At 33.0% G+C, this 23,974-nt stretch carries 30 protein-coding genes and 1 pseudogene; 19 read left to right on the forward strand and 12 right to left on the reverse strand.

The features are described 5' to 3' along the window. Positions 1 to 78: 78 nt before the first annotated feature. A complete protein-coding gene (locus tag Q4Q16_RS06435) occupies positions 79 to 324 on the reverse strand; it encodes a DUF3781 domain-containing protein (RefSeq protein ID WP_303346898.1) in 246 nt (81 codons plus the stop codon). A 131-nt stretch (positions 325 to 455) separates the two neighbouring features. Here Q4Q16_RS06435 and Q4Q16_RS06440 point away from each other — a divergent pair, with 131 nt between their 5' ends. Further along, positions 456 to 599: a hypothetical protein gene (locus Q4Q16_RS06440; RefSeq protein WP_303346899.1), complete on the forward strand. Its 144-nt coding sequence runs from the start codon at positions 456 to 458 to the stop codon at positions 597 to 599. A gap of 193 nt (positions 600 to 792) precedes the next feature. Here the strand turns inward: Q4Q16_RS06440 and Q4Q16_RS06445 are convergent, their stop codons facing one another. Together Q4Q16_RS06445 and pgsA are read right to left on the reverse strand one after the other, a co-directional pair. Beyond that, a complete protein-coding gene (locus Q4Q16_RS06445) occupies positions 793 to 1,035 on the reverse strand; it encodes a DUF357 domain-containing protein (protein WP_303346900.1) in 243 nt (80 codons plus the stop codon). Beyond that, positions 1,028 to 1,597, reverse strand: a complete 570-nt coding sequence (gene pgsA / locus Q4Q16_RS06450; RefSeq protein ID WP_303346901.1) for an archaetidylinositol phosphate synthase — start codon at positions 1,595 to 1,597, stop codon at positions 1,028 to 1,030. The genes Q4Q16_RS06445 and pgsA overlap by 8 nt, the downstream gene beginning before the upstream one ends. Before the next feature lie 49 nt (positions 1,598 to 1,646). Between pgsA and Q4Q16_RS06455 the strand changes: the two genes are divergently transcribed. From Q4Q16_RS06455 to Q4Q16_RS06475, 5 genes are read left to right on the forward strand one after another with little or no spacing between them, the layout of a single operon-like run. Beyond that, a complete protein-coding gene (locus Q4Q16_RS06455) occupies positions 1,647 to 2,228 on the forward strand; it encodes an L-threonylcarbamoyladenylate synthase (RefSeq protein WP_303346902.1) in 582 nt (193 codons plus the stop codon). A 58-nt stretch (positions 2,229 to 2,286) separates the two neighbouring features. Next, the gene (gene radB / locus Q4Q16_RS06460) at positions 2,287 to 2,991 is read left to right on the forward strand and encodes a DNA repair and recombination protein RadB (protein WP_303346903.1); all 705 of its coding nucleotides are present in this window, start codon (positions 2,287 to 2,289) and stop codon (positions 2,989 to 2,991) included. A gap of 55 nt (positions 2,992 to 3,046) precedes the next feature. Further along, positions 3,047 to 4,216, forward strand: coding sequence for a pyridoxal phosphate-dependent aminotransferase (locus Q4Q16_RS06465; protein WP_303346904.1), 1,170 nt, complete (start codon positions 3,047 to 3,049; stop codon positions 4,214 to 4,216). After that, positions 4,213 to 4,950 (forward strand): DUF362 domain-containing protein, encoded by a 738-nt coding sequence (locus Q4Q16_RS06470; protein ID WP_303346905.1) that lies wholly within the window; start codon positions 4,213 to 4,215, stop codon positions 4,948 to 4,950. Before Q4Q16_RS06465 ends, Q4Q16_RS06470 begins: the two co-directional genes overlap by 4 nt. Before the next feature lie 4 nt (positions 4,951 to 4,954). After that, positions 4,955 to 5,332 carry a putative zinc-binding protein gene (locus Q4Q16_RS06475; RefSeq protein WP_303346906.1) on the forward strand — a complete coding sequence of 126 codons (378 nt, stop codon included), beginning with the start codon at positions 4,955 to 4,957 and terminating at the stop codon, positions 5,330 to 5,332. A 30-nt stretch (positions 5,333 to 5,362) separates the two neighbouring features. Here Q4Q16_RS06475 and Q4Q16_RS06480 read toward each other — a convergent pair whose 3' ends face one another. Beyond that, positions 5,363 to 7,141 carry a ribosome biogenesis/translation initiation ATPase RLI gene (locus tag Q4Q16_RS06480; protein ID WP_303346907.1) on the reverse strand — a complete coding sequence of 593 codons (1,779 nt, stop codon included), beginning with the start codon at positions 7,139 to 7,141 and terminating at the stop codon, positions 5,363 to 5,365. 738 nt (positions 7,142 to 7,879) lie between these two features. On the opposite strand from Q4Q16_RS06480, the gene Q4Q16_RS06485 reads away from it, so the two are divergent. The 8 genes from Q4Q16_RS06485 (at position 7,880) to Q4Q16_RS06520 (ending at position 11,072) form a co-directional block, all read left to right on the forward strand. After that, positions 7,880 to 8,101 carry a hypothetical protein gene (locus Q4Q16_RS06485; RefSeq protein WP_303346908.1) on the forward strand — a complete coding sequence of 74 codons (222 nt, stop codon included), beginning with the start codon at positions 7,880 to 7,882 and terminating at the stop codon, positions 8,099 to 8,101. Next, positions 8,098 to 8,268, forward strand: a complete 171-nt coding sequence (locus Q4Q16_RS06490; RefSeq protein ID WP_303346909.1) for an LPXTG cell wall anchor domain-containing protein — start codon at positions 8,098 to 8,100, stop codon at positions 8,266 to 8,268. Before Q4Q16_RS06485 ends, Q4Q16_RS06490 begins: the two co-directional genes overlap by 4 nt. Then, positions 8,269 to 8,892 carry an energy-coupling factor ABC transporter permease gene (locus tag Q4Q16_RS06495; protein WP_303346910.1) on the forward strand — a complete coding sequence of 208 codons (624 nt, stop codon included), beginning with the start codon at positions 8,269 to 8,271 and terminating at the stop codon, positions 8,890 to 8,892. Between the two features lie 2 nt (positions 8,893 to 8,894). Next, positions 8,895 to 9,386, forward strand: coding sequence for a hypothetical protein (locus tag Q4Q16_RS06500; RefSeq protein ID WP_303346911.1), 492 nt, complete (start codon positions 8,895 to 8,897; stop codon positions 9,384 to 9,386). A 178-nt stretch (positions 9,387 to 9,564) separates the two neighbouring features. Next, complete coding sequence (gene pth2 / locus Q4Q16_RS06505; RefSeq protein WP_303346912.1) at positions 9,565 to 9,903, forward strand: aminoacyl-tRNA hydrolase; 339 nt, start codon at positions 9,565 to 9,567, stop codon at positions 9,901 to 9,903. A 56-nt stretch (positions 9,904 to 9,959) separates the two neighbouring features. Next, positions 9,960 to 10,616, forward strand: a complete 657-nt coding sequence (locus Q4Q16_RS06510) for a delta 1-pyrroline-5-carboxylate synthetase (protein ID WP_303346958.1) — start codon at positions 9,960 to 9,962, stop codon at positions 10,614 to 10,616. A gap of 2 nt (positions 10,617 to 10,618) precedes the next feature. After that, positions 10,619 to 10,780 (forward strand): zinc finger domain-containing protein, encoded by a 162-nt coding sequence (locus Q4Q16_RS06515; protein ID WP_303346913.1) that lies wholly within the window; start codon positions 10,619 to 10,621, stop codon positions 10,778 to 10,780. Positions 10,781 to 10,802: 22 nt separating this feature from the next. Further along, positions 10,803 to 11,072 (forward strand): elongation factor 1-beta, encoded by a 270-nt coding sequence (locus Q4Q16_RS06520; RefSeq protein WP_303346914.1) that lies wholly within the window; start codon positions 10,803 to 10,805, stop codon positions 11,070 to 11,072. Between the two features lie 312 nt (positions 11,073 to 11,384). On the opposite strand, the pseudogene Q4Q16_RS06525 reads toward Q4Q16_RS06520, so the two are convergent. From Q4Q16_RS06525 to Q4Q16_RS06535, 3 genes and pseudogenes are all read right to left on the reverse strand, one after another. Further along, positions 11,385 to 12,344: pseudogene (locus Q4Q16_RS06525) on the reverse strand (IS5/IS1182 family transposase). Positions 12,345 to 12,888: 544 nt separating this feature from the next. Next, positions 12,889 to 13,800 carry a type II secretion system F family protein gene (locus Q4Q16_RS06530; protein ID WP_303346915.1) on the reverse strand — a complete coding sequence of 304 codons (912 nt, stop codon included), beginning with the start codon at positions 13,798 to 13,800 and terminating at the stop codon, positions 12,889 to 12,891. Continuing rightward, the gene (locus Q4Q16_RS06535; RefSeq protein ID WP_303346916.1) at positions 13,801 to 15,207 is read right to left on the reverse strand and encodes a CpaF family protein; all 1,407 of its coding nucleotides are present in this window, start codon (positions 15,205 to 15,207) and stop codon (positions 13,801 to 13,803) included. A 132-nt stretch (positions 15,208 to 15,339) separates the two neighbouring features. On the opposite strand from Q4Q16_RS06535, the gene Q4Q16_RS06540 reads away from it, so the two are divergent. Further along, positions 15,340 to 16,236 carry a 50S ribosomal protein L11 methyltransferase gene (locus Q4Q16_RS06540; protein WP_303346917.1) on the forward strand — a complete coding sequence of 299 codons (897 nt, stop codon included), beginning with the start codon at positions 15,340 to 15,342 and terminating at the stop codon, positions 16,234 to 16,236. Here Q4Q16_RS06540 and Q4Q16_RS06545 read toward each other — a convergent pair. Next, on the reverse strand, positions 16,233 to 17,486 hold the full coding sequence (locus Q4Q16_RS06545) for a tripartite tricarboxylate transporter permease (protein ID WP_303346918.1): 1,254 nt from the start codon (positions 17,484 to 17,486) through the stop codon (positions 16,233 to 16,235). The two genes, Q4Q16_RS06540 and Q4Q16_RS06545, sit on opposite strands and share 4 nt — an antisense overlap. A gap of 147 nt (positions 17,487 to 17,633) precedes the next feature. Between Q4Q16_RS06545 and Q4Q16_RS06550 the strand changes: the two genes are divergently transcribed. From Q4Q16_RS06550 to Q4Q16_RS06565, 4 genes are all read left to right on the forward strand, one after another. Beyond that, positions 17,634 to 18,125: a hypothetical protein gene (locus Q4Q16_RS06550; protein ID WP_303346919.1), complete on the forward strand. Its 492-nt coding sequence runs from the start codon at positions 17,634 to 17,636 to the stop codon at positions 18,123 to 18,125. A 442-nt stretch (positions 18,126 to 18,567) separates the two neighbouring features. Then, on the forward strand, positions 18,568 to 20,586 hold the full coding sequence (feoB, locus tag Q4Q16_RS06555; RefSeq protein ID WP_303346920.1) for a ferrous iron transport protein B: 2,019 nt from the start codon (positions 18,568 to 18,570) through the stop codon (positions 20,584 to 20,586). Positions 20,587 to 20,728: 142 nt separating this feature from the next. Beyond that, a complete protein-coding gene (locus Q4Q16_RS06560) occupies positions 20,729 to 20,956 on the forward strand; it encodes a FeoA family protein (RefSeq protein ID WP_303346921.1) in 228 nt (75 codons plus the stop codon). 52 nt (positions 20,957 to 21,008) lie between these two features. Continuing rightward, entirely contained in the window at positions 21,009 to 21,206 is a 198-nt protein-coding gene (locus Q4Q16_RS06565; RefSeq protein ID WP_303346922.1) for a hypothetical protein, read from the forward strand. Here the strand turns inward: Q4Q16_RS06565 and Q4Q16_RS06570 are convergent. The 4 genes from Q4Q16_RS06570 to cbiM all read right to left on the reverse strand — a co-directional run bounded on the left by Q4Q16_RS06570 (position 21,203) and on the right by cbiM (position 23,916). After that, positions 21,203 to 22,042 (reverse strand): energy-coupling factor ABC transporter ATP-binding protein, encoded by an 840-nt coding sequence (locus Q4Q16_RS06570; RefSeq protein ID WP_303346923.1) that lies wholly within the window; start codon positions 22,040 to 22,042, stop codon positions 21,203 to 21,205. The genes Q4Q16_RS06565 and Q4Q16_RS06570 overlap by 4 nt on opposite strands. An 8-nt stretch (positions 22,043 to 22,050) precedes the next feature. Then, entirely contained in the window at positions 22,051 to 22,881 is an 831-nt protein-coding gene (gene cbiQ / locus Q4Q16_RS06575) for a cobalt ECF transporter T component CbiQ (protein ID WP_303346924.1), read from the reverse strand. Positions 22,882 to 22,976: 95 nt separating this feature from the next. Then, positions 22,977 to 23,291 carry a PDGLE domain-containing protein gene (locus Q4Q16_RS06580; protein ID WP_303346925.1) on the reverse strand — a complete coding sequence of 105 codons (315 nt, stop codon included), beginning with the start codon at positions 23,289 to 23,291 and terminating at the stop codon, positions 22,977 to 22,979. After that, positions 23,284 to 23,916: a cobalt transporter CbiM gene (cbiM, locus tag Q4Q16_RS06585; protein ID WP_303346926.1), complete on the reverse strand. Its 633-nt coding sequence runs from the start codon at positions 23,914 to 23,916 to the stop codon at positions 23,284 to 23,286. The genes Q4Q16_RS06580 and cbiM overlap by 8 nt, the downstream gene beginning before the upstream one ends. Positions 23,917 to 23,974 lie beyond the last annotated feature (58 nt).

The raw sequence follows: 23,974 nt of genomic DNA on the forward strand, positions 1-23,974 counted from the left end.
ACAATATTTTAATTAAAAATCAACTGGTCTGCCAAAAACTAATTTTGGCGGACACTCATCAAACGGGATTCTTAAAAATCATTTACAGATTTTATGGGCAGTTATAATTGTAAAGCTGCTTGTATTGATTGTTATTCTGCAATCGTCAATTTCAACATAATAGTTTTTACCTTCTTTTTTAACTCGAGATTCTTCCTTCTTAAGTTTTGAAATGCAATAGCTGACAGGTTCGGCACTGATTTCTAAATTTTTCGCTATTCTTCCAACGCCCATTTTAGTCGTATGGATTTTATCAACATTGTCTAAAAGAACTTTCTTATGCATTTTAACACCTATTTTTTACAATCAATAATTTATTTATATGGCCTTTATTTATTTAGTATTTTTATTTTTAAAATTTATTCTTAAATCCACAGAAGAAGAACAGCGTAATTCCAGCAATTATGGGATTGCTATTGGTACAATCACTGAAGGTTGGGGCAATGCTTGAAGATATGGGTCATGCAGGAGTTGCTGATTTTCAAATTTCGGATAATAAACCTGCCGGAATGTCTTGTTGGTGTCATGGCAGCTATTGCAGCATCATCAAACCATCATAATATTGGATGGCGAATCAATATGATTGTCTGATTTCAAAACAAGTTGCAGAATCTTAAGCAATTAATCAATTTGCATGAAGATAAATGTGAATCCATTATTATTGTAACTCATGATATGAGGGTTATTGAAGTTTCGGACATTGAAGTAATTTCTGCCGGTGATGATTTCATTAATAAACGGTAAAATTGATGTTTAAATGAGTCCATGAATCATTCTTAAAGCATCCAATAATCCGTGACTGTATTCGATACAACCGAATGCAGTTCTCATGTCTTTCTTTTCTAAATAATACTTGGAATCATTCCAATAATCAATAGCTCTGTCGTATACTTCTTTTTCTTTTCCTTCAAAAGTAATATGGGCCACCTGATTCAGGTTTCTTTCTAATTTTGCAATGTCTTTTGCTATCTTTTCGGGACTTTCAAGTTCAGTCATTTAATCTCCTCCAAACATGCCACACTCTCTGAGCAACTGTAAAGTATGATAATGCCACTAAAATGTAAATTATGTATGTGAAGTAAATATCGCCTGCAAAGTATGCTGTGATTGCTCCTGCCATTAAAATAATCATGCGGACTGCACGTTCGGCTATTCCAATGTTGCAGTCAACGCCTTGAGATTCCGCTCTTGCCCTTACATAACTGACGCAGATTGCAGAGTGAACTGCTAAAATGCCAACAAACCAGTTGCAGTATCCTCCAAATATTATTCCAATGTAGATTATTGCATCTGCAAATCTGTCCATTGTGGAGTCAAGAAATGCACCGAATCTGGATGATCTGTCATGATATCTTGCAACAGCACCATCAATAACATCTAATAGTCCGGAAAGTAAAATGGCTACTGTTCCTAAAATCAGTAATTTGTTCGCAAATCCATAAGCTGCAAGAACCGCAACGAATGGGGAAATTATCGTAACAATATTCGGATTGATATTTAATCTTTTAGCGATAGGATTCAATATTTTTGTCAGTAAGGGTCGTAAACTTTGAAGCATAATTTATATATATAAAGATTTTATCTAATATAATTGTTAGGTAGATTAAATGAAAATAATAAAAACAAGTATTGATGGTGTTGATGAAAAAATAATAGCTGAGGCAGTTCAGGTATTGGCTGGGGGAGGAGTTGTGCTGTATCCGACCGACACGGTCTATGGGCTGGGAGCCAATATTTTTGACAATAAGGCAGTTAAAAAAATTTTCGCAATTAAAAAAAGAAGTTTGTTAAAACCCTTATCTATACTTGTTCATGACATTGACGCAATAGAATTGGTTGCTAAGGTCACACCTGATCATAAAAAGATTTTCAATAAGTATCTGCCAGGTCCATATACATTTATTTTAAATAAAAACAGAATAGTCCCGAGAGCAGTCACAGGAGGATTGAGCAATGTTGGAGTAAGGGTTCCTGACTGTAAACTCGCCTGCAGTTTAGCCAGGATTTTTCCAATTACCACAACTAGCGCCAATATTTCCGATGATGAAGTTCTGGCCAGTCCCGGAGAAATTTTAGAACAGCTTGATTGTGAAATCGATTTTGTAATTGATGTTGGAGATTTAAACTCACAGAATCCCTCTTCCATTATTGATTTATCAGGCATTAAACCAAAAATCATAAGAAAATAAATGGGATTTCATTTATTGTTCTTAAATTATATATTTTATAAAAAACTAATATCTTATTATGAAGGTATTGGCTAAATTCGAAGATAATCACAAAATTCCATCTGATTCATCTCTTGATGTCATGTTGGGCGGAGGATTTGAAAAAGGCATAATCACCCAGATTTTTGGCCCTCCAAGTTCAGGTAAAAGTAATATAACTTTATCAATAGCTGTCAATGTTGCCAAAAACGGTAAAAAAGTGATTTATGTAGATACTGAAGGTGGAATTTCAATAGACAGGATTAAACAGATTTCCGGCATTGATTTTCCTATTGTGGCTAATAACATTATGGTTTTCGAACCGACTAACTTTTCAGAACAAAAAGATGCCGTTAAGTCAATAGATATCTGGCTTAGAAAAAACCATAGGGATGTTGACTTGATTGTTCTGGATTCTGCTGTGGCACTGTATAGGGTGGATGATATGAAATCCTCCATATTAAATAAGGAACTGGGCAGGCAGATGGGTATTTTATCCAAAATTGCAAGACAATATGATATTGCAGTAATTTTGACAAATCAGATTTATAGTTCCTTTGATGATGAAGGAAACAATGATATTAAGGCTGTTGGGGGAACTATTCTGCAGTACTGGAGTAAAGCTATAATTCAGCTTGAGAGAGGAGACGAAATCAACCAAAGAATTGCAACACTAAAGCGCCATAGAAGTATTCCTGAAGGAAAACAGACAGTTTTTTCAATTACTTCAAAAGGCATTGTTTAGGTAATTTTATTAATAATTAAAAATATATATCTATTTTAAATCGTTGAGTGATATTATGAGGACTAAGTTTGATATTAAAAACCCAAGAAAAAAGTTTAAAAAAACTGAAAGGGTGCCTCCAAAAGGTTATGATAATGCAAATGACTTTTTTGAAGACATGTATATGGATGAAGACATGATTTGGATGGGTCAAAATACTAACCATTTACATGATGATACAATAGCCGACGCAATGGTTGAGGCTATTCGTAAAAAAACTTATTGCAGATATCCTGCTCCAGAAGGATTTTCAGAACTCAAAAAATTAATATTGGACGATTTAGGTTTTGAAGATTTGGAAGTTCTATTAACCTCCGGCGCAACCGAATCATTGTACTTATGTATGCAGGCTCTTTTATCACCTGAAGACAATGTTGTTCTATCAGACCCGGGATACTTTATTATCGGGGACTTTGCAAATAGGTTTGCAAATGAGGTAAGGTATGTGCCGATTTATGATGAAAAATACGGATATAAATTAACTCCTGACCTTTTAAGAGAAAATATGGATGAGAATACTCGTATGGTCATTTTAATTGATCCTTTAAATCCTTTAGGTTCCTCATATGATGAAGATGAATTAAAAGAATTTGCAAAAATCGCAAAGGAAAATGATTTGTACATTTTACATGATATTACTTACAAAGATTTTGCAAGAGAGCATTTTTTAGTTGAAAATTATGCTCCCGGCCAAACTCTGACCATTTACAGTTTTTCAAAAATATATGGAATGGCAGGACTGAGGATTGGAGGAGTGGTCTCTTCAAAACCAATAATTGATGTTATTAAAAATGCTGTTGTCAATGACTTGGGAGTAAATATTATTTCTCAATATGGGGCTATTGCAGGGCTCAAATCAAAACAGGACTGGTTTGAAGATATGAGAGCAACCTGTTTTGAAAATCAAAGATTAATCAAAGAAATGGTTGATACAGTAGATGGCATATTTTTGCCGGTTTATCCGTCTGATGCGAATATGATGGTTATTGATTTATATGATGCTGGAATCGATCCAAAAGTCATGTCAAATTATCTAATTAAAAAAGGACTTTTCACAAGGGAAGGGGAATATACCTCCAATGATTTTGGAGATAGATATTTGCGTATTAGTTTTTCCATTCCGACAGAAGAAATTAAGGTATTCTGTGAAGAGTTCCCTAAAGCTGTTGAAGCTTTAAGAAAATGATTAATCCGGATTTTGAGGGGTTTCGATATCACAAACCTCTTCCTAATTTTTATAAGACAGATAATCCTGCAAATCCCAAAAGGGAAATTTCAGATGAATTGCTTTTGAAATTAAACAGACTGGCTAGAAAATACAATTTCACTGGAATCACCTATTCCAAATTGTCTGATGATTTTAAAAAGGAATTTAACATTGTATTCGATAATGTGCTTATTTTTAAATTTCTCATGGGAGATGACATATTGCAGATGGAACGGTCTTTTGAGAAATGTAAATTAATGGATGAGGAATTTCAGGAGTATGGCATTCATATTTATGAATTTGCAGATTTTCTAAGGGAAAATGGGTTTCAGGCAGATTTGTTACACCCTTTAGATGATGGCTTAAGTTTAAGAGCAATTGCCATGCAGTCCAGGGATTGTATAATTACTAGAAGCAACATATGTTTATTTAAAGACGGACTGCATAACGGATTTTTTATAATCCACACGTCAATTGATAACTTGCCTGTGAAAACCGAAAATGAAATGTTGTGGGTTGAAGATTTCTGCTCAACCTGCGGAGTTTGTATTGATGCGTGTCCTGAAGATGCATTTGATGATAACGGAAAAATTTTAAGAAAGGTCTGCACAGCCCACAGGGAAGGTTGCAACGAGTGTATTTTAAGATGCCCGTTCTTTAAAAGAGGTTATGATAAAGTTAAAAAAAGATACGAAAGAATGAAAAAAAGGTGAGAAAATGTGTGATAAAATAGCTTTGGTTTCATGTAGCGGATTAAGTCCACTGGGGTTGGTTGTAAGAGCGGCTACTGTAGAATTGGCTTTGGAAAATGAGAATATTGTTGCTGCATGCATTTCCGAATATTCTGCACAGCCAAACAATTGCTCTGCAATATTGGATGATGCAAAAGTTGTTACAATAACCGGATGTGGAGATGATTGCGCTTCTGTTATTTTAAATGAAAAGGATATAGAAACAGTTAAAAACATTTCTGCAGATTTGGTTGTAAAAACTTATGATTTAAATCCTTTGGATGCAGTTCGTTTAGATGATGACGGTGAAAAAGCAGTAAGCGTTTTGAAAAAATACATCTTAAAGGAACTTGAAAATATCTAATTTTAAAAAAATAAATAATGAGGAGATTATTTAATCGGACAGATAATAATATTCTCCTTTCTCTTTTTGTTCACGGTCTTTATAACTGTCAAGTTTATTTACTCTTGGCCTTTTTGTTTCTTTGTCTCTTCTGAATGTAATGCTTAGGTTTCCTAAAAATTCGTTCATTGCATTTCTTAAATCAGTAGGTTTTGATGCATGGCCGTTTAAACCCGGAGTTCCGTTAAACACCATCGCCCTATCAGAGATATAATCGATAAATACAATATCGTGATCAACGATAAGTGAGGCAGCATTTCTGCTTTCAACCATTTTGCGAATCACTCTTGCAGCTATTAATCTCTGTTCCACATCTAAAAATGCTGTAGGCTCGTCAAAAAGATAAATTTCAGCATCTTTTGATAGTGTTGCTGCAATAGCCAATCTTTGAAGTTCCCCTCCACTTAAACCGTTAACAGGTTTGTCCAACATATCATCTAATGTTAGGGGTTTCATAATTTCGCTTTCAAAGATTTTGCTTCCGAAGCTTGGAGCGTTCATGTATAAAAAGTCGCTTACGGTTCCTTCAAAGTTAGAAACGATGTACTGTGGCTTGTATGCAATTGAAACCTCTTCGTCAACTTCGCCCTCTGTCGGATTTTCGACTCCTGCAAGTATTTTGGCAAATGTTGTTTTACCAATACCGTTTGAACCAAATGCGGTTACGATTTCATCATAGAAAATCTCTCCTGCATCTGCAGATAAGCAAAATCCGTCATATTCTTTATTCAAATCAGAATAGCTTGCAAGTGCATCTCCTTCATCTTCGGGAGTTGGAGGCCTGATTGTAAATTCAATTGGATTTTTTCTAATTCTCACATTCTCTTCTGCTAAAAATCCATTGATATATGCATTTATTCCTAAACGAACTCCTTTTCTTCCAGATACAACACCGTATCCTCCTGGTTGTCCATATAATATATGGATGTTGTCTGATAAAGCGTCTAAAGTAGCAAGGTCGTGCTCAATAACAAGTACGCTTTTGCCTTCTTCAGCAAGTGAGCGAATTACTTTAACGGCGTTCAGCCTTTGAGATACGTCAAGCCAGGAAGTAGGTTCGTCAAAGTAATAGAAATCCCCTTCTCTTAAAACGGTTGCAGCTATTGCAACTCTTTGAAGTTCCCCTCCGCTCAGGTTTTCCATTTTTCTGTCCAATACATTTTCAAGCTGCAATTCCTTTGTAACATATTCAAGCTGATTTCTCTCATTTACATTGGTGAGCAAATCTCTGACTTTTCCTTTTACAACTTTTGGAAGCTGGTCAACCATTTGCGGCTTTAAGACAGTTTTAATTTTACCTTCAGATAAGTCTTTGAAGTATTTTTGAAGAGATGATCCTTTATAGTATTCGATTACATTGTCCCAATTTTCAGGCTTATTTTCAAAGTCTCCAAAGTTCGGGATTAAATTTCCTGATAGAATATTCATGATTGTGGATTTACCAATACCGTTCTGACCTAAAAGACCCAGAACAGTTCCCTCTTCTAAGGTTGGAAGTCCAAATAATTCAAACTGGTTTTGCCCGAATCTATGAATAGGCTCTCCTGCAGCTTCTGGCAGGTTAATGATTGTAATGGCATCAAAAGGACATCTATTTGTACAAATACCGCATCCTTCACATAATTCTTCAGATATCAACGGTTTTTTAGTATCTTCATCAATTATGATAGTGTCCTCATCCATTCTAACACCCGGACAGTAATTGATACATAGATAATCGCATTTTTTTGGCTGACATCTGTCTTTATCTAAAATTGAAATACGAGTCATTATTATCACATAAAAAAATATAATCATATATAATTTTGTTTATTCTATTTAATTAAATTATGGTTATTTTATTCATTTATGTGTCTTTTGATGGCGCCATCTAAGATTTTATCTTCCTTTATGATTTGATTTATATTTTTTTTTAAGAGTGGTGTGAGGTATTATTAAGTTGTTTTATGCTGATATGTCATATATTTATCAGATATGATTTTTTATATCCAAATCAGCATTTTCCAGCTTTAATATCTAATTAATGAGTGCTGATGTAAATTGATATTTGTGATAAGGTATGTTTGGATGCATTTTTAAATAACTTAATCTGTTCAGTTGCACATATCTTTTTTTGAATAATTATTCTAGTGTAATAATATTTTATAATCTATTTGATGAATTTTATCATTCATTGGTTTTTGTAAAGAAAATCTTATTTTTCATTTTGCTAGTTCTTATTATTATAAATATAGTTAATTTTATTAACTTATATAATAAAAATAATATTATTGTTATGATTTTTATATATTATTTTGATGCTGTAAATAAAATGAGTTGTTATTAAGCTTGTTTTATTTTAGTTATTCTTTTAGGAGTAACTATTTTATAAAGTTAAGAGATTTTATATGGAAAAAGCAATATTATATGTTTGATATGGTAGTATTGATGCAAGGTTCCTCAGCACATATCGTATTTGCTCATCGAAGGTATTCTGGTGACGAGGTGCTGAAGAAATCACTACTTCTGATGTATCCGGTTCTTCTTCTGGAGGATCTTCACAAAGTTCATTTTCCGATAATTCCGGAGATTTTTCTGATAGTGAAAGCAGCGGTTCTGGTTCAAGTTCAGGCAGTTCCAGTTCTGGTTCCAGTTCAGGCAGTTCAAGCTATTCAACCGGCCACAAATCAACTGGTTCAAAAGTTAATTCTCAAAAAAGTCAAGTTGAAAGTGGTGCTGCTTCAGAGGTGAATGCTGATAATCGGACTAATGCTACTAATGACACAAACAGTTCTAATGACACTAATGTTTCTGCTCCTGAAACACCGCAAGACAACAATAATCTGTTAATTGTCGGATTATTGATTGTGGTTATTGTTGCAGTTATATTGTTCTTAAAATTTAAAATGGGTGGATAAATGCATATTCCAGATGGCTTATTACCTGTTGAACAGGGAATTATTTATTTAGTTATTAGTCTTGTTATTGTTGGCATTTCATTTTATTATGTCTCAAAAAAGACAGATATGGAAAAACGTTTGGTGTTGTCAGGTGTTTTGACTGCCATTGTAGTGGTTGCCACATCTCTTACAATACCTTCTCCAATGGGCATTCCGATGCATTTCTTTATAATTCCATTAGTTGTACTTATTTTAGGCCCATTCAATGCTTCATTAGTTTCCTTTTTAGCACTTTTAGTTCAAGCTCTTGCATTTGGTGAGGGAGGTGTTACCACTTTCGGAGCTAATGTTTTTGATATGGGAATTATCTTAAGTTTTGTCGTATATGGTGTTTATAAACTATTTTCCAACATCAATGAACGTTTCGCAATTTTTATCTCAACCTTAATGGGTATTCTTGCAGCCACTTTTGCTCAAATTTTTATTTTAGCTGTTGCAGGCGCATCTAGTTTGAATGTATTGGTTGGAAGTTTATTGCCTTATTATTTGATGATTGGAATTATGGAAGGTCTGCTTACTGTTGTTATTTTGGAATTTATTTCAAGAACTAATAATACTATTTTAGAAATTGAGAAGGTTTGATTATGAATGTGAAAATTTATGGGTTGTTAATATTTAGTTTAATATTATTTGTAGGAATTTCCTCGGTCAGTGCACATGGTGCTGATTTGACTGAGGATACGATGATTATAGCAAATGATTCAAACGGAATTATAGCCAAGTCCATTGTTGATGATTTGGGATTGGAAGAGATTAAAGTGTATAAATATGTTTCTGATGGTGATGTTGAACATCAACTGGAACATGCTTTATCTAATCCAAATAAGAGGATATTGGCTATTTCATATCAGGATACTGTAAACGAGTTTTTAAATAAACATCCTGATTTAAAAAACAGAATTATTATTAGTGATGATGACAATAATTCCATTGCAGATAATGCTAAAAAATTAGTTGCTATCGATGTTAATTCCAATGATTCAGGTGATTTTACCACTCCATTAATTGTTGGTCTGATTATTGGAGTATTAATTGGTTTGACTGCCGGAGTTTTCTTAATGAAATACAAAAATTAACTTTTAAGAAAACTCTCTCCTTTTTTTTTTTTAAAAATGGGCGTATCTTCCAAAAGCAATTTATTCACATTTTCTTTATTATTGTGTATTTTCAAAAATTAATTTTTGAGTTATGGCATTGTTATTTTTTTTCAAAAAATTTTTAAATTTATAAGTTAATAATTATATACTGATTAAGATGAAGCAAGTGATGATTGTTAGAACTGATTTAAAAATGGGTAAGGGAAAAATAGCTGCTCAGTGCTGTCATGGGGCTATAGGTTCTTATAAAAAAACCTCTCCTGATAAAATTAAGAAATGGGAAAATGAGGCTTATGCTAAGGTTGTTTTAAAGGTTAGCACTTTAGATGAGTTAACAGAGCTTAAAAAATTAGCTGATATAAATGGAATTTCTAATTATTTGGTAGTTGATGCCGGAAGAACGCAAATACCTACATCAACCGTTACAGTTTTGGCACTCGGTCCTGATGAAGATGAAATACTTGATAGAATCACCGGCGAGTTGAAACTTTTATAGGTAACTGCCGGTTTAATCGAAGCTATTTTTAATTTAATGTGGTTGAAATCATGAGCATAAAACAAGTTGTTAAAATCGGAGGAAGCTTATTTCCAAATCATGCAATAAATTTGGCAAAAAAACTTAAAAACACTAATTCACTTATTGTTTTAGGCGGCGGAGAATTTGCTAACTTAATAAGAAGATATGATGGCGAGATGGGTTTTTCAGATGAAACCAATCACTGGTGCGCAATTGACTGTATGGATATAATTGCTAAGCTTGTAAATGATAAAGTGGAGTCTGTGAAATTGGCATATTCTATCGAAGATGCAAATGAAATTTCAAATAAGGGTTTTACACCGATATTTGTGGTTTCAGAATTTTTAAGAAGTGAAGATCCATTTGAATGTTCATGGGATGTTACTTCAGATTCAATTGCAGTTTATATTTCTCATCTTCTAAATGCAAACCTTTTAATAGTAACAAATGTAAATGGAATATATACCCAAGAACCTAAAGAGCCAGGTTCAACATTCATTAGTAAAATTGATGCAAAAACTTTACTAACTTTTCAGGAGTCATCGATTGATGTGATGTTGCCGTCTCTTTTATTAAAGTTCGGGACTAATTGTTATGTTGTGAATGGGAAGTACCCTGAAAGGGTTTTATCTTTAATAGATGATAATATAAAGGATTATAACTTCGATTACACACAAATAATAGGTGATTAAAAATGAGATCTATAGAATGTATTTCATGTAAACAAGAAATTCCATTAACAGGTACATTTGTTGAATTCGAATGTCCTATTTGTGGAGCAAAAATTGCAAGATGTGAAAAATGCCGTACCTTTGGTCACGGATACAAATGTGAATGTGGTTTTGAAGGACCATAGATTTTAAAATGGGGGAATTAGAATGGGTGAAGTATTAACCACTATGAAAATTATGCCTGAGAGTCCTGATGTGGATTTGGAAGCTATTAAATCCACTATTGAAAATTCAATGCCTGAAGGTGCTAAACTCCACGATATTGCTGAAGAACCAATTGCATTTGGTTTAGTGGCTATTATTTTAAACTTCATCACTGAAGATGGTGAAGGTGGATCTGAAGCTGTTGAAGAAATGGTTCAGGATATTGAAGGCGTTGCAAGTATTGAAATTACTGGCGTAGGAAGATTAATGTAGTGACCAAATAGTAGGGGGAAGATTAGTTTCATATTCTTTCTTCACTAGATTTTATCTAAAATTTGAGGTTATTTTTTCAAATAACTCTCATTGCTTATTTTTTTTAATTATTTTACTTTTTATATTAATTTTTTGATTCATTTTTTTAAGTATTATAATACTTTATTCAATTTGTCCGCTGCAGATTTAAGGTTTTCATTAGTGCGATATCATTTTTTGATTTCTTATTTACTTTTCATTCAACTGAAAACATTATCTATTTTTAAGCATTGCCTTCATTTAACTGAAAAATATTTTAGGTGTCTGAATTTTTTAGTTATCAGATAATTGGGTTATGGCTGTTTTTGAGTAAAATCCTTGTGATATGATTAGTGATTCTAGGAATACATTTATGCTGTTTTTTTTAACTGATTTTGGCGTATACTTGTGTATTTTTCTCATGTTGGGTCCTTGTTTGAGTAATTTGAAAAAATCTTCTATTTTTCCTAGAATCGGTTTGAATTTCTTCCAGTTGTCTATTTTTTTGAATAATTCATGTTTTAGATTGTTGTAGAATAGTTTTTACGTTATTATTTTCTTTGTTTGGTTAAATACTTGTAGTGGGTAGGATGATTGGTCATCAAGCTTTGTTCTGTTGAAATTTTCTTTTGGAAAAATAAAATGAACAATTTTGTATTTGCTGATTCATAATTGGTAGTTTTTATAGCTGCAATAACATTTGTCGAAAATTATTGTGTCTCCTTTTTGGATTATTCGTCTTTTTTGTTGAGTTTCCATAATTTCGTCAAAGTTTGGCATCGTTTGGGCTCAGGAGTGGATTAAAATGCAAACAGGATTCATACTATCAAAATCAATGACAACTGTTGCTTTAAATCAAATATAAAATCCTTTGAAGGATTAATAACTTCATTTTAAATTCAATTATTTGGGATGTTCTTTTCTCTTTTTATTTCTGTGAAAATTAAAATCCAAGTTCGCTGGTGTTGTATCGACAATAAAAATCTTTTTTTCTCTTCTTTTCACACGATTTCTTGAATTTAAAATACTCACGAAGCTTTTCTTTTGATTCAAGCTCACTCAATATGATGGAATGTCCAAACCAAATAACATGTGGATAAATATGATTTTAAAAACAAATACTTGATTATCCAAATTTTTAAATCCAAATGAAGCTAAAATTTTAAAAGTTTATCCGGAATTCATAATTTTAAATATTTCTTTCAACAAAGTATAATTTGGGTCTCTAATATCTAAATCTGATATATGTTTCATTTTTATACCTAAATAAATAAATGTATTGCATAATATTTAAATTTACATATATTGAGGTATTTTTTAATAAAATTAAATCAAATTACACGGTATTTTTACAAATCACCACGAATCAGTAAGAAAAATAAAACATATTGTGCCGAATTTTAACCAGAATAATTCAGGCTCCTAATGGCTATTGATTATTATAAATTGATTATAAATTTTTTAGGTTAACCAAAATATTTATATGTCTGTTGATGTAATATAAGAAATAGCGATAAAAAATTAGGCAAACCTAAAAATCTAATTTATTATTGCTGTTGTTAAATTAGTGTAAAATGTTCTAATTTGATGTATAATATGACTACTCTCAAGAAATTAAATATGATTTTCATATTTAATTTCAAAAATTTAAAGATTATATTTCATAATGGAGGATAAGAAAATGTCAAATAAACCAAAATGTTGTTCAACTGATACAAAGAAGAAAAAAAGCATTTTAAAAAAAATATGGTGCTTATTTTTCGGATGTAACTGTCATTAAATACAAATTATCTTTTTTTTAGATTTTCGGCTCTAATTTTTTAATGAACACTCCCATAAAAATCACGACTGACGGGAAAAACAGCCCATAAATTATGAGCAATAAATCTGATGAAATTACATCTCCCATAACTGTTGAGCCTGCCATTAGCATTATTAAACTAATCACCGGTGTTAGGATTGCAATAAATGTGTAAATTAAAATAAATGAGTTTAATTTCTGAGAATATTCTTTTAATTTAATCTGCATATCAAAAGAAATATCGCTGGCTATTATATCTAGGCTGTTGGAAAGGTTTCCGCCTACTCTTAATGTGCTGACAATCTGATGTATTGCTCTTGTAAGTCCTTCGGATTTGACTCTGCCGGACATTTCAAGCAATGAATCCTCAGTGGATTTGCCAAATTTAATTTCTTCTAAAACTCTATTGAATTCTCTTGAAAGGGATCCATAATCTGCATTTTTAATTGTTGCTAATGTATCGTGAAGACCTTTTCCGGATTTCAGTTCAATCCCAATGTGCCTTAATGCATAAGGCAGTTCCTGGTTTAAATCAGAATAACTTTGCTGCTGTCGGATTTGGGGATAATAAAAAACTAAAATATAAAGCATCAGCATTAGTGTGAAAAATATTCCGGATAGTTCCCAACTTGCAAATAACGGTAATAATAGAGATATTATAATTATTGTTCCAATAAGTTTCTTATTTAGCAAATATGGAATTAGGAATTCTCTTATCCTATTAATCTGATCGTCTTCGTTTTGGGACAATTTTATATCTCTTTGCAGATTTAGTTTTTCGGATATTCCTGAATTAATTTCAGGTGCTTCAAGTTCAATTTGCCTAAATGATATGTTTTTTAAAAAACTGATAAGGTTGATTGTCAGTTCTCCCACAGCTATGAAAAGTTCTTTTAAAATGGGAATCACCTATCGGATAATTTTATTTAGAACTTTTTCAGGGTCTTTATAATAAAGTTCTAAAATTGCATTAACCTCTTTAACAGAACGGATATTAAAGTTTATCATGTGTTTTAAAACTAATTCCCGCTTTTCCACTTCACGGTATAGCTCATTAATTGAAATTCCGCTTAGATTTGCAATTTGGGATAATGTTTTACTGCTTATGCCGACATTGTCGATTGTATCTGTTTCGGGATTCCACTGAAATATTTTGTTTAATTGAATTACTCCCTCTTCAATTCCAACTACTTCTGCCACTTCGCTAATCCTCCTATAGGATACTCCGGAGGGGGTGTAAATTCTATTTTGCATTATTATAAAGTCGATGGCCTGTATCATTATTTCCGGAACGGACATCGGTTCATTTGTAAGTCTTGTTATTGTCTCTCTCGCATCATTGGAGTGTAGGGTTCCAAATCCTGAATGGCCGGTATTCAGTGCAGTAAATAATGTTATGGCTTCTTCTGCTCTTACTTCTCCTACAATTATTCTGTCCGGGCGCTGCCTTAGAGAATTTTTAACAAGGTCGTTCATTGTTAATTCCCCTTTATTTTCTACATTTGCCGGACGTGTTTCCATTCTGATTACATGTTCATGGGGGATTTGAAGTTCCAATGTGTCTTCTATCGTTATTATTCTTTCTTTTGGGTTGATGAAGGCTGAAAGAGCATTGAGTGTTGTTGTTTTTCCTGAACTTGTTCCTCCGGATATGATTGCATTTGCAGATTTAATGCCGAGCCCGTCAATGCATAACCAGAAGAATGCCGCAAGCTCAATTGAAATCGTCTTTGAATTTATCAAATCAATTATTGTAAGGGGATCCTTTCTAAATTTTCTTATGGTAAGTGATGGGCCGTCGGCTGAAATGGGTGGTATTGTGGCGTTTATTCTTGACCCGTCAATTAACCTTCCATCTAAAATCGGAGACTCCTTGTCGATTCTTCTATTGATCTGTCTTGCAATGGAATCTATTAGATTCATAAGTTCTTGTTCGTTGTTAAATTGGATGTTTGTCTTCATCATTCCGTATTTTCTGTGATAAACATATACAGGTTTTTTTATCCCGATTATCATAATCTCTTCTAAATCATCATCTTGGATTAATGGGTCGATTTCTCCGTATCCGATAATGTCTCTAAGCAACTTTCGCGATAGGTTGTCTAAATATTTTTTAGTAGTGTTTTGAGTGTCTAATCTTTCAAATAAAAAGTTTTTGATGTTGTTTAATATTTTCTCTTCACTTACCTGAAAGTTTTCTCCGGAGGATATTGCCAAATCGACTAGGTTTTCTCTAATTTCGCTCAGGATAACTTTTTCTTCGGATGTGTAATTTTGTTTAGTGATGTCATATTGAGGTATTATTTCCTTGTTCATTTTTCCACCGAGGGGGATTTTTAATTACACTTAGAGTTTAGTAATACTAACTTATATAGTTTTTATTACTTATCCCATCACAATTATTATTATAATCCAATTATAAAAGTTTACATAATTATGGTGTTTTTTATGATAGATTTGGATGAAAAAATTAAACAGTTAAACGAGTGTGAAAAATGCAGAGATGTTCAGATAAAAAAATTTTCTCCTTTAAAGGATTTAATAGACTTTGATGCGCTTGACGGAGAGTATATGAAATGTGAATGTGGAAAAAGACCTCTTGATATTGTCATGAGCCATATCCTAAAAATAATGATTGAGGAAGGGATTGCTCCACAAAAAGCCACATTAAGGCGCAATTCTCCGGTGCCTCTGTCTAATTTTTATTATAGCGGCCTAAATCCTCAGTTCATTGGGGAAGATGCATTAATACTTCTCCACTCTGATTTTACAAAAATGGTTGCTTCAAGACTGTTTAATGAAGTTCCCGAAGTTGTCTGCGTTTTAAAGGGAAGTCCCCAAACTCCTGTTGGGCAATTTGACAAAGATTCCAAAATCAATCATTTTGAAATTCTTGTAGGCAGAGACGAGCAAATAAACGTCATGAGGACATTGCTGGAGGATAAAATTGCTTTAGTAAAAAATCAGTCTAAACACCATATAGAAGTGGCGATGACCACAGAGGAAAAACTACTGAGGCTGCACAACTATCTGGATAATAATAAAATTAACAGGGGAATAGCTATTGATGCAATGTGCGGTTTGGGAGCTCTTGGAATTTATTTGCTTAAATGGGGTTTTAAAAAGGTAATTTTTAATGATGTTAATCCTGAAATGATTGAAAACCTCAAGAAAAATCTTGAATTAAATAATATCACTGAAGGATATGAAATATTCAACGAATCTTTTGAAGATTTGAAAGCGGAACATGCTGATTTGTGCATAATAGATGCATTTCCTGGTGCAGATACTTCAGATATTCTTGAAAAGGCAGAAAAAATTGCAGACAATGTAATCATTATCTAAATAAACATTTTCATATAGATTACAATGGAGGGGATTATCAAAATGCCCATTAGATGGGATTTGCCCACTCCAATATAGTGGGGCAGCATTCCAAGAGCAATTGATGTAATCAGGACTAAAGCCATATAACCTGCAGGGGCAGCATAATAAAAGACAAAGATGAAAAATATTGCAATTTGGAGGATAATAACTCCTATTGACAGCTTCTTATAATCAACCATTCTCATTAATCTGGAGAAGGAATCTCCTATTTTTAGAGAAAGTGCAAGTGAAACTGATACTGCAAGCAGTGATGCAAATATAAATATTATCAAATGATTCGGATTCATCTCCGAAATCAGATATGACATATAAACTGCAATTCCGCTTCTGGGATTTCCAATAATATAGATGGCCATTAGGGAAAATAAACAGTCGGAAATATTAAGTCCTGATGTTGCAAGCAAGAAATTAACTGTATCTTCGCTGTCATTATCATTGGTGCCGCTTACTGCTTGGGCTATTACAGTTCCTTGTGCAGGTCCGAAACCCGGAAGAAAACCTAAAATTGCCCCTGTTATTCCTCCTGCAAATATGCTTTTAAACTTGTCATAATCGATGTTTAATTCATAAAAGGGGTTTTGAGGGGGAAGACTAGATGATTCATTTAAACTAAATAAAATTGTACTTATTCCAAAAAGCCCGCAAAAAGCGCCCATTAATGTCACTCCAGATGAGATTGGGGTCTGGAATATGGTCCAACCCAGAATTCCGGATAATATGAATAAGAGCAGTGACCATAAAAAATCTCTAAAAGTTGATGTTAAGCTATAAATTAAATAGACTGATGCAACAAGAAGAATTATCCAGGTATAAGGCTTTGAGATATCATGTAGAGCCGGCAGGACTATTGAAAAAATCGGAAGCATCAAAATTGTAATTAATATTGCTCCAAAACCTCCCACAGATACGATTCTTATAACTTCTTTTGATCTGCCTTCCAGCACCATTCTATGGCCTGGAAGTATTGATGTTGCTGTTCCTTCCTGTGGAACTCCCAAAAGCATGGATGGGACAAACTCTATAAGTGCATGTGCAATGGACATGGAAACCATTAATACGCACAGGAACTCGGCCGATACTTGATTCAATAAGAAATTCGATGAAGCAAACAGTATTGCTCCTGCTGTGTTAACATGTATTCCTGGGACTGTTCCTGTTATCGTTCCGATTAATATGCCTATAAAACAGGCAATTATTAATTCTATCATAGCTATTGATTAACTGAAATATAATTTAAACTTTGTTTAAGCCATTCGGTTAAATTGTTTTCATTTGGTGTGGTGGAGATAGATTTCACTTAAAATTTAAATACCATTTATAACAAATTATACACAAGGAATGCTTGTGGGGATATCATGAATAAGAAACAACTTATATTAATTTTAGGAATTTTAAGTGTTTGTTTTATATTGGCAGGTCCTGTTTTTGCAAAGGAGGCAGTTAAAGTAAAGATTGATACGGACCACTCTCCTTTTTTTAATAATGGCCTTATTGTGATTACTCTTGTGGACAGTCATGGCAAACCTATTAAAAGTGACGGAACTATTCACTATAATATTACTGATGAATTTGGAAATTATAAATGGAAATACGGGCCTTATAAGAGCAAAGTCATATTAAAATATCCTGTCGGCAAATACAAGGTTAAGGTTAAATTTGATGGGGATTCCCATTACAAAAAAGCTAAAAAAACCCAATATGTCGCTGTAGAAATGTTTGATCCTTATACTTATTATGATAACCATAACTGGGGATTAAACCAAAAAATAGATGATTATTTTGACTATACTTATTGGGATGAAGATATTTATGATGATCCATACACTTATGATGGTGAAGGACCTTAAAAAAGAGAGATTTGGTGTTTGTGGTACTAAACACCAATTGACTTTTTTGGGAAATTATTTGGCAGATAAATTTCCTTTTTTTTTATCAAATTAGAAAAATTGTGAAAATCTAATTCAATAAGATAGTTTTTTTTTTGGAGATTATATTATTATTGGCTAATAATAATATTTGTGACATAAGTGAAAAATTTAGGCATGCCTAAATTCTTTCTCACCAATATTGAAGTTTGTTTTCATCATATATAAATGTTTTTGAATTTTCAGATGGTTTGGTGTTATATGTCTGTACTTAACAATTGTTATTTTTTTATATTTATGTCTTTTTATTTTGGTATGACTAAATATTTAAATATGATAAAGGTAAAATAATAAAATATTTAGGTTTACCTAAGTTTTTATAAAAAAATATATTTATTTAATCTATTGAACAAGGAGGATATTAATGAAAAAATTAATTGTAGGATTAGCAGGAAACCCCAATGTGGGTAAAACTACTGTATTCAATCAATTAACTGGTATGCATCAGCATGTGGGTAATTGGCCAGGTAAAACTGTTGAAAAAGCAGAAGGTCATTTTAAACATGGGGATTATGAGTATAATCTTATTGATTTGCCGGGTAATTATGCATTAAGCGCTCACTCTATGGAGGAAATTATTTCCAGAGATTTTATTGTAGATGATGATTCTGATGTAATTGTTAATGTGGTTGACGCCACTAACTTGGAGCGTAATTTATATTTAACTATTCAAATGATGGAGTTGGGCGCTAATCTGGTCTTGGCACTTAACATGAATGACTTTGCAAGAAAAAGGGAACATATCATTGATATTGATTTAATGAATGAACTTTTGGGTTTTCCGGTTGTTGAGATTAATGCAAAAACAGCTGACGGATTTGAGGAATTATTAACAACTGTTGAAAAAGCCGCTGAAAATCCAAGAGACTGTGCCGCCAAGTTGTCTTATGGTAATGAATTAAAAGAACATTTGGGAGATCTTCAAAAATTAATTGAAGAAGATGAGGAGTTACTGGACGTTCCGTCTATTTGGACTGCAATCAAATTATTGGAAAAGGATTCGATTGTAATACAAAAAGTACAGCAGTCTTCTAATTCTTCCAAAATCATGACTGAAACCGATAAGGTGGCTGGCCATCTTCACACTATATTTAATGAAGGCGCCGAAGAAGTTGTTGCAAATGCAAGGTATGCATTTATCGACGGTTTAATGGCTGAAGCTGTTGAAATGCCTGCTGTTGAAAAAGAAACTGTAACTGATAAGATTGATAAGATTGTTACAAACAGAATTTTGGCTCCGTTCATATTTGTAATTATAATGTGGGTGATGTTTCAATTAACATTTACAATAAGTGCTCCTTTTCAAACTCTTATTGAAGAAGGATTTGGAGCATTAAGCGGATTTGCCTCCTCTTTTATTGCCAATGAATATTTGTCTTCATTTGTCAGTGACGGTATTATCGGAGGGGTAGGTGGTGTGCTTACTTTCCTGCCGGTCATTATTCTGATGTTTTTATTCTTAAGCATATTGGAAGACTGCGGTTATCTTGCAAGAGCGGCATTTACTTTGGATAAGCTCATGCATAAATTAGTTGGTCTTCACGGAAAAGCATTTATTCCAATGATTTTAGGATTTGGCTGTGGTGTGCCTGCGATAATGGCTACTAGAACCATGGAAAATGAAGGGGACCGTATGCTTGCAATGATGCTTGTTCCGTTCATGTCATGTACTGCCAGACTGCCGATTTATGCTGTTTTTGTTGCTGCATTCTTTTCGGATATGGGAGGAAACATACTGCTTGTAATCTACTTGTTAGGTATTTTTGTTGCTCTTGTTGTTGCAGCTATTCTTAAAAGAACCATGTTTAAAGGATTGTCCACTCCTTTTGTAATGGAATTGCCAACTTATAAGGTGCCGTCTCTTAAAGGGGTAATATTGCACACCTGGGAAAAAGTAAAAGGATTCCTGAAAAAAGCAGGTACTATTATTCTCGGATGTTCCATTGTATTGTGGGCGCTATGTACTTTCCCATTAGGTGTAGAATATGGTTCTGCTGATAGTTTACTTGGTATGATAGGTAATGTTATTGCCCCAATCTTTGCTCCGTTAGGATTCGGAACTTGGCAGGCTGCTGTTGCAATTATTGCCGGATTGGCTGCTAAAGAGGTTGTGATTTCAACATTCGGTACTCTTTCAGGTTTGGATGAAGACGATGAAAATGGTGTTGTCAGTTTAATACATGACACATTTACTCCACTGTCTGCATTTTCATTCATGGCATTTGTATTGTTGTACGTTCCATGTTTTGCAGCTATTGGTACAATCAAGCAAGAAACAAACAGTTATAAATGGCCTTTAACTATGTGTGTTATTACCATAGTAACTGCTTATGTTGTCGCATTTTTAATTTATAATGTCGGATTTTTAATGGGATTTAGATAGGTGATTTGATGAGGAGTAAAAGCGGAATTAAAGGTTAATTAGCTATATTTAAAATTTTTAAATTTTTAGTCATAACTAAATATTTATATAATAGTTTGAATAAAGTTAAGTATACCTAAAAATTTATGATTCATGTGATACTATGAAAACTTTAAAAGATGTAAAACCTGGTGAAACAGTAAAAATAAAAAAGTTCCATGAAACTGGAGACATTGATTTAAGAAGACATCTGTTAAGTATGGGTTTCGTTAAAGGGAGTGAAATAACTATTAAAAAAGTAGCTACTTTAGGCGATCCAATCAAAATGAATATTAAAGGATACGAGGTTTGTCTTCGCAAAGAAGAAGCTGAAAACATTGAGGTTGAATAAACTTCAATTTTTTCATTTTATTTTTTTTAACTAATTTTTTTTGGGTGTTATTATGAAATGCCGTATGTGTGGTTTTGAGTTTGATGAAAATAGATTGGAAAATCGTGGTTGTGCTAGTTGCGGCAAGCACAGCAACTGTAATCTAATTCATTGTCCTGAGTGTGGATTTGCAAATTCTCCGCAATTGGATCAGGAATTTGATTTTATAATCAAACTTAAAGATAAATTTGGAAGAAAATCAAAAAGTTAATCTTTTGATGCTTTCAGTATTTCTTCAACCGTTTCATTAACGGTTATTTTTTCGGTATCTACATCTAATCCATTTTCTTTTAATTTATACAATATTTCGGTAGTTACCGGTTCTTTTAAACAGGCTTTTTTTAATAATTTCTTGTCTGAAAATATCTGGTGTTTGTCGCCATGTGCAATTATTTCTCCGGAATATAAAACAAATATCTTATCTGCAAACTGATTTACCATTTCTATATCGTGTGATGAAATTATGATGCTTATTCCTTCGTCATTGAGCCTGTTTAAAATAGCCAATACTTTATCAACACCTTCAGGGTCAAGACCTGCAGTTGGTTCATCAAGAATCATTATTTCAGGTCTCATTGCAATAATGCCTGCAATGGCCACTCTTTTTTGCTGACCTCCACTGAGGTGATGAGGTGTTTTATCTTCAAATCCTCTCATGCCGACCATTTCCAATGATTCGACGATTCTTTTTTTAACTTCATCATAATCAAGGCCCAGATTCATGGGTCCAAAAGCAACATCCTCTTTAACGGTTGGTGCAAATAACTGGTCATTAGGATCCTGAAACACAATTCCTACTTTTTGTCTTACTTTAAGCAGCTCGTCACGGTTATAAATTATCTCTTCACCATCAACTTCAATGTGTCCTGAGGTAGGTTCTGTTAAACCGTTTAAATGTGAAAAGAGTGTTGATTTTCCTGCTCCGTTAGGACCTACAATTGCAATCTTCTCTCCTTTTTTAATTTTGAGATTTATGTTTTTTAAAGCTTGAGTTCCATCAGGATATGTGAAAGATAAATTTTTTGTCTCTAAATGAATTTGTTCCATATTGCCACCTAATTGATTGATAGATTTTGACCGATGTATCCCAGTTGCCCGGAATATTTGAATATGATTATTTCAAATATTATAACTATTATTATAATTGAAATTATGTATATATAATCAGTTTTTTCAGGAGATTTTTTTTCATCAAACATCTCTGATGCATCAGAAAATCCCCGGCTTACCATACTTTTGTGAACACGTTCTCCCTGCTCATAGGCCTTTAAAAACATCATGCCTATTGTGTAGCCCACCTGTTTAACTCTCCATTTATAACTTGTTTTATTGGAATGGATGTCAAAGTTTCTTGATTTCTGGGATTTTCGTATAGCTGCAAGTTCATCAACAAACAAGAATAAAAATCTCACCATGATTGATAAAATCATTGCCAGGTCTCTTGGCATTTTCAATTTTCTAAAGGAACTTGCCATTTCCTGTAACGGGGTTGTTGATGAGTAAATTATGATTGCAGTTAATGTTGCAATAATACGCGCTAAAAGCAAAATTGCCCAATTGAGGCCACCATCGGTAACTGTTAACCATGAATAACTCCAAAGAACGTTTCCAGGTTGTATAAATGGTTGAAATATTATTATTGCTCCACCAAATGGAAGCAACAGCAACAGTCTTTTAAATGAATCAATATATGATAAATCAGCTATTTTTAATATAGTCAATAGCATTATTTCAATTATGATTGGTATAAAAAGCTCTTTTGAGGTAACACAAACAATAATTATTAATATTGTTGAAATTAATTTGATTCTTCCTTCCAAATCATGAATCGGACTGCTTTTTGAAGATAGTTCGTCAAATCTGATTATTTGTGTTATGTCCGCCATACAATTCACTGGTATAATATTGAAAATTAGTAATATATATAAATTTTATCTGATTTAATCAGTTTAAAAAGAAAAAAGGAGAAAATTAAAAAATTTTAAATCCTGTTTTTAACGATTTCTGCAACTGCATACCCTAATCCTAGGGTTATAATTACTCCGATAATCAAGGCTACAACTTGTAATGCTTGATCATCAGGATTGTCTGCAAATGCATAATCTGGGAAAATCGCTTCTGGAATTCCATTTATTTCTTCAATCTGGAAATCTTCAGCTAACCCTGAATCTTCTGCAGATTTTTCAAGTCCGTCTGGATCACCTGATGCGATGTATGGTGAAAGACAACTGACTATAATACAGATGACTACTGCAACAACAATTAGATACTGATCTTTTTTATCCATACTATGCATCTCCTTTATTCCATGCAAGTAAATCTGGTCTAAATTTATCTAATGCTACAAGAACAATCACGGTTAATACTGCTTCGATTATTCCAATAAATACGTGATATAAAACCATTGATGGAATACCTATGTTTATTGGGAAAGTTCCAGCAATACCCATTTCAATAGCGGCTGCTAATGCTGCAATTACTGTAGCTAACCATGCTGCGACTCCTGCAGCAGGGTATTTTCCTATAAATTCTTTTAATCCTTTAAAGGAGTATAAACCTATTGCTCCTCCAATGATTCCCATGTTCAATACATTAGCTCCTAATGCAGTAATTCCTCCGTCTCCAAAGATTAATGCTTGGATAAGTAAAACCACTGTAAATACTAAAACAGCAGCTTCAGGAGCAAGGAATACAATAGCTACTAATGCTCCTCCAACCATGTGTCCACTTGTACCAAATGGAATTGGCATGTTCATGGACATGATTGCGAAGATACCAGCGGCAAGTACTGCTAAAAGAGGTATACGTTTTTCATCTAAGTTTGATCTAGCCCATTTCACAGAGAAGTACAATGCAACAATTAATATTACATAGTATATGATACATTGTGTAATAGGTATAAATCCGTCTGGTATATGCAAATTTATTCCTCCATTTTAGAATAGTAATACTTTTCCCAATTTATTTATATATTGAGTA

Origin of the sequence: Methanobrevibacter sp. (genome assembly GCF_030539875.1) — an archaeon.
Lineage (GTDB): Archaea > Methanobacteriota > Methanobacteria > Methanobacteriales > Methanobacteriaceae > Methanocatella.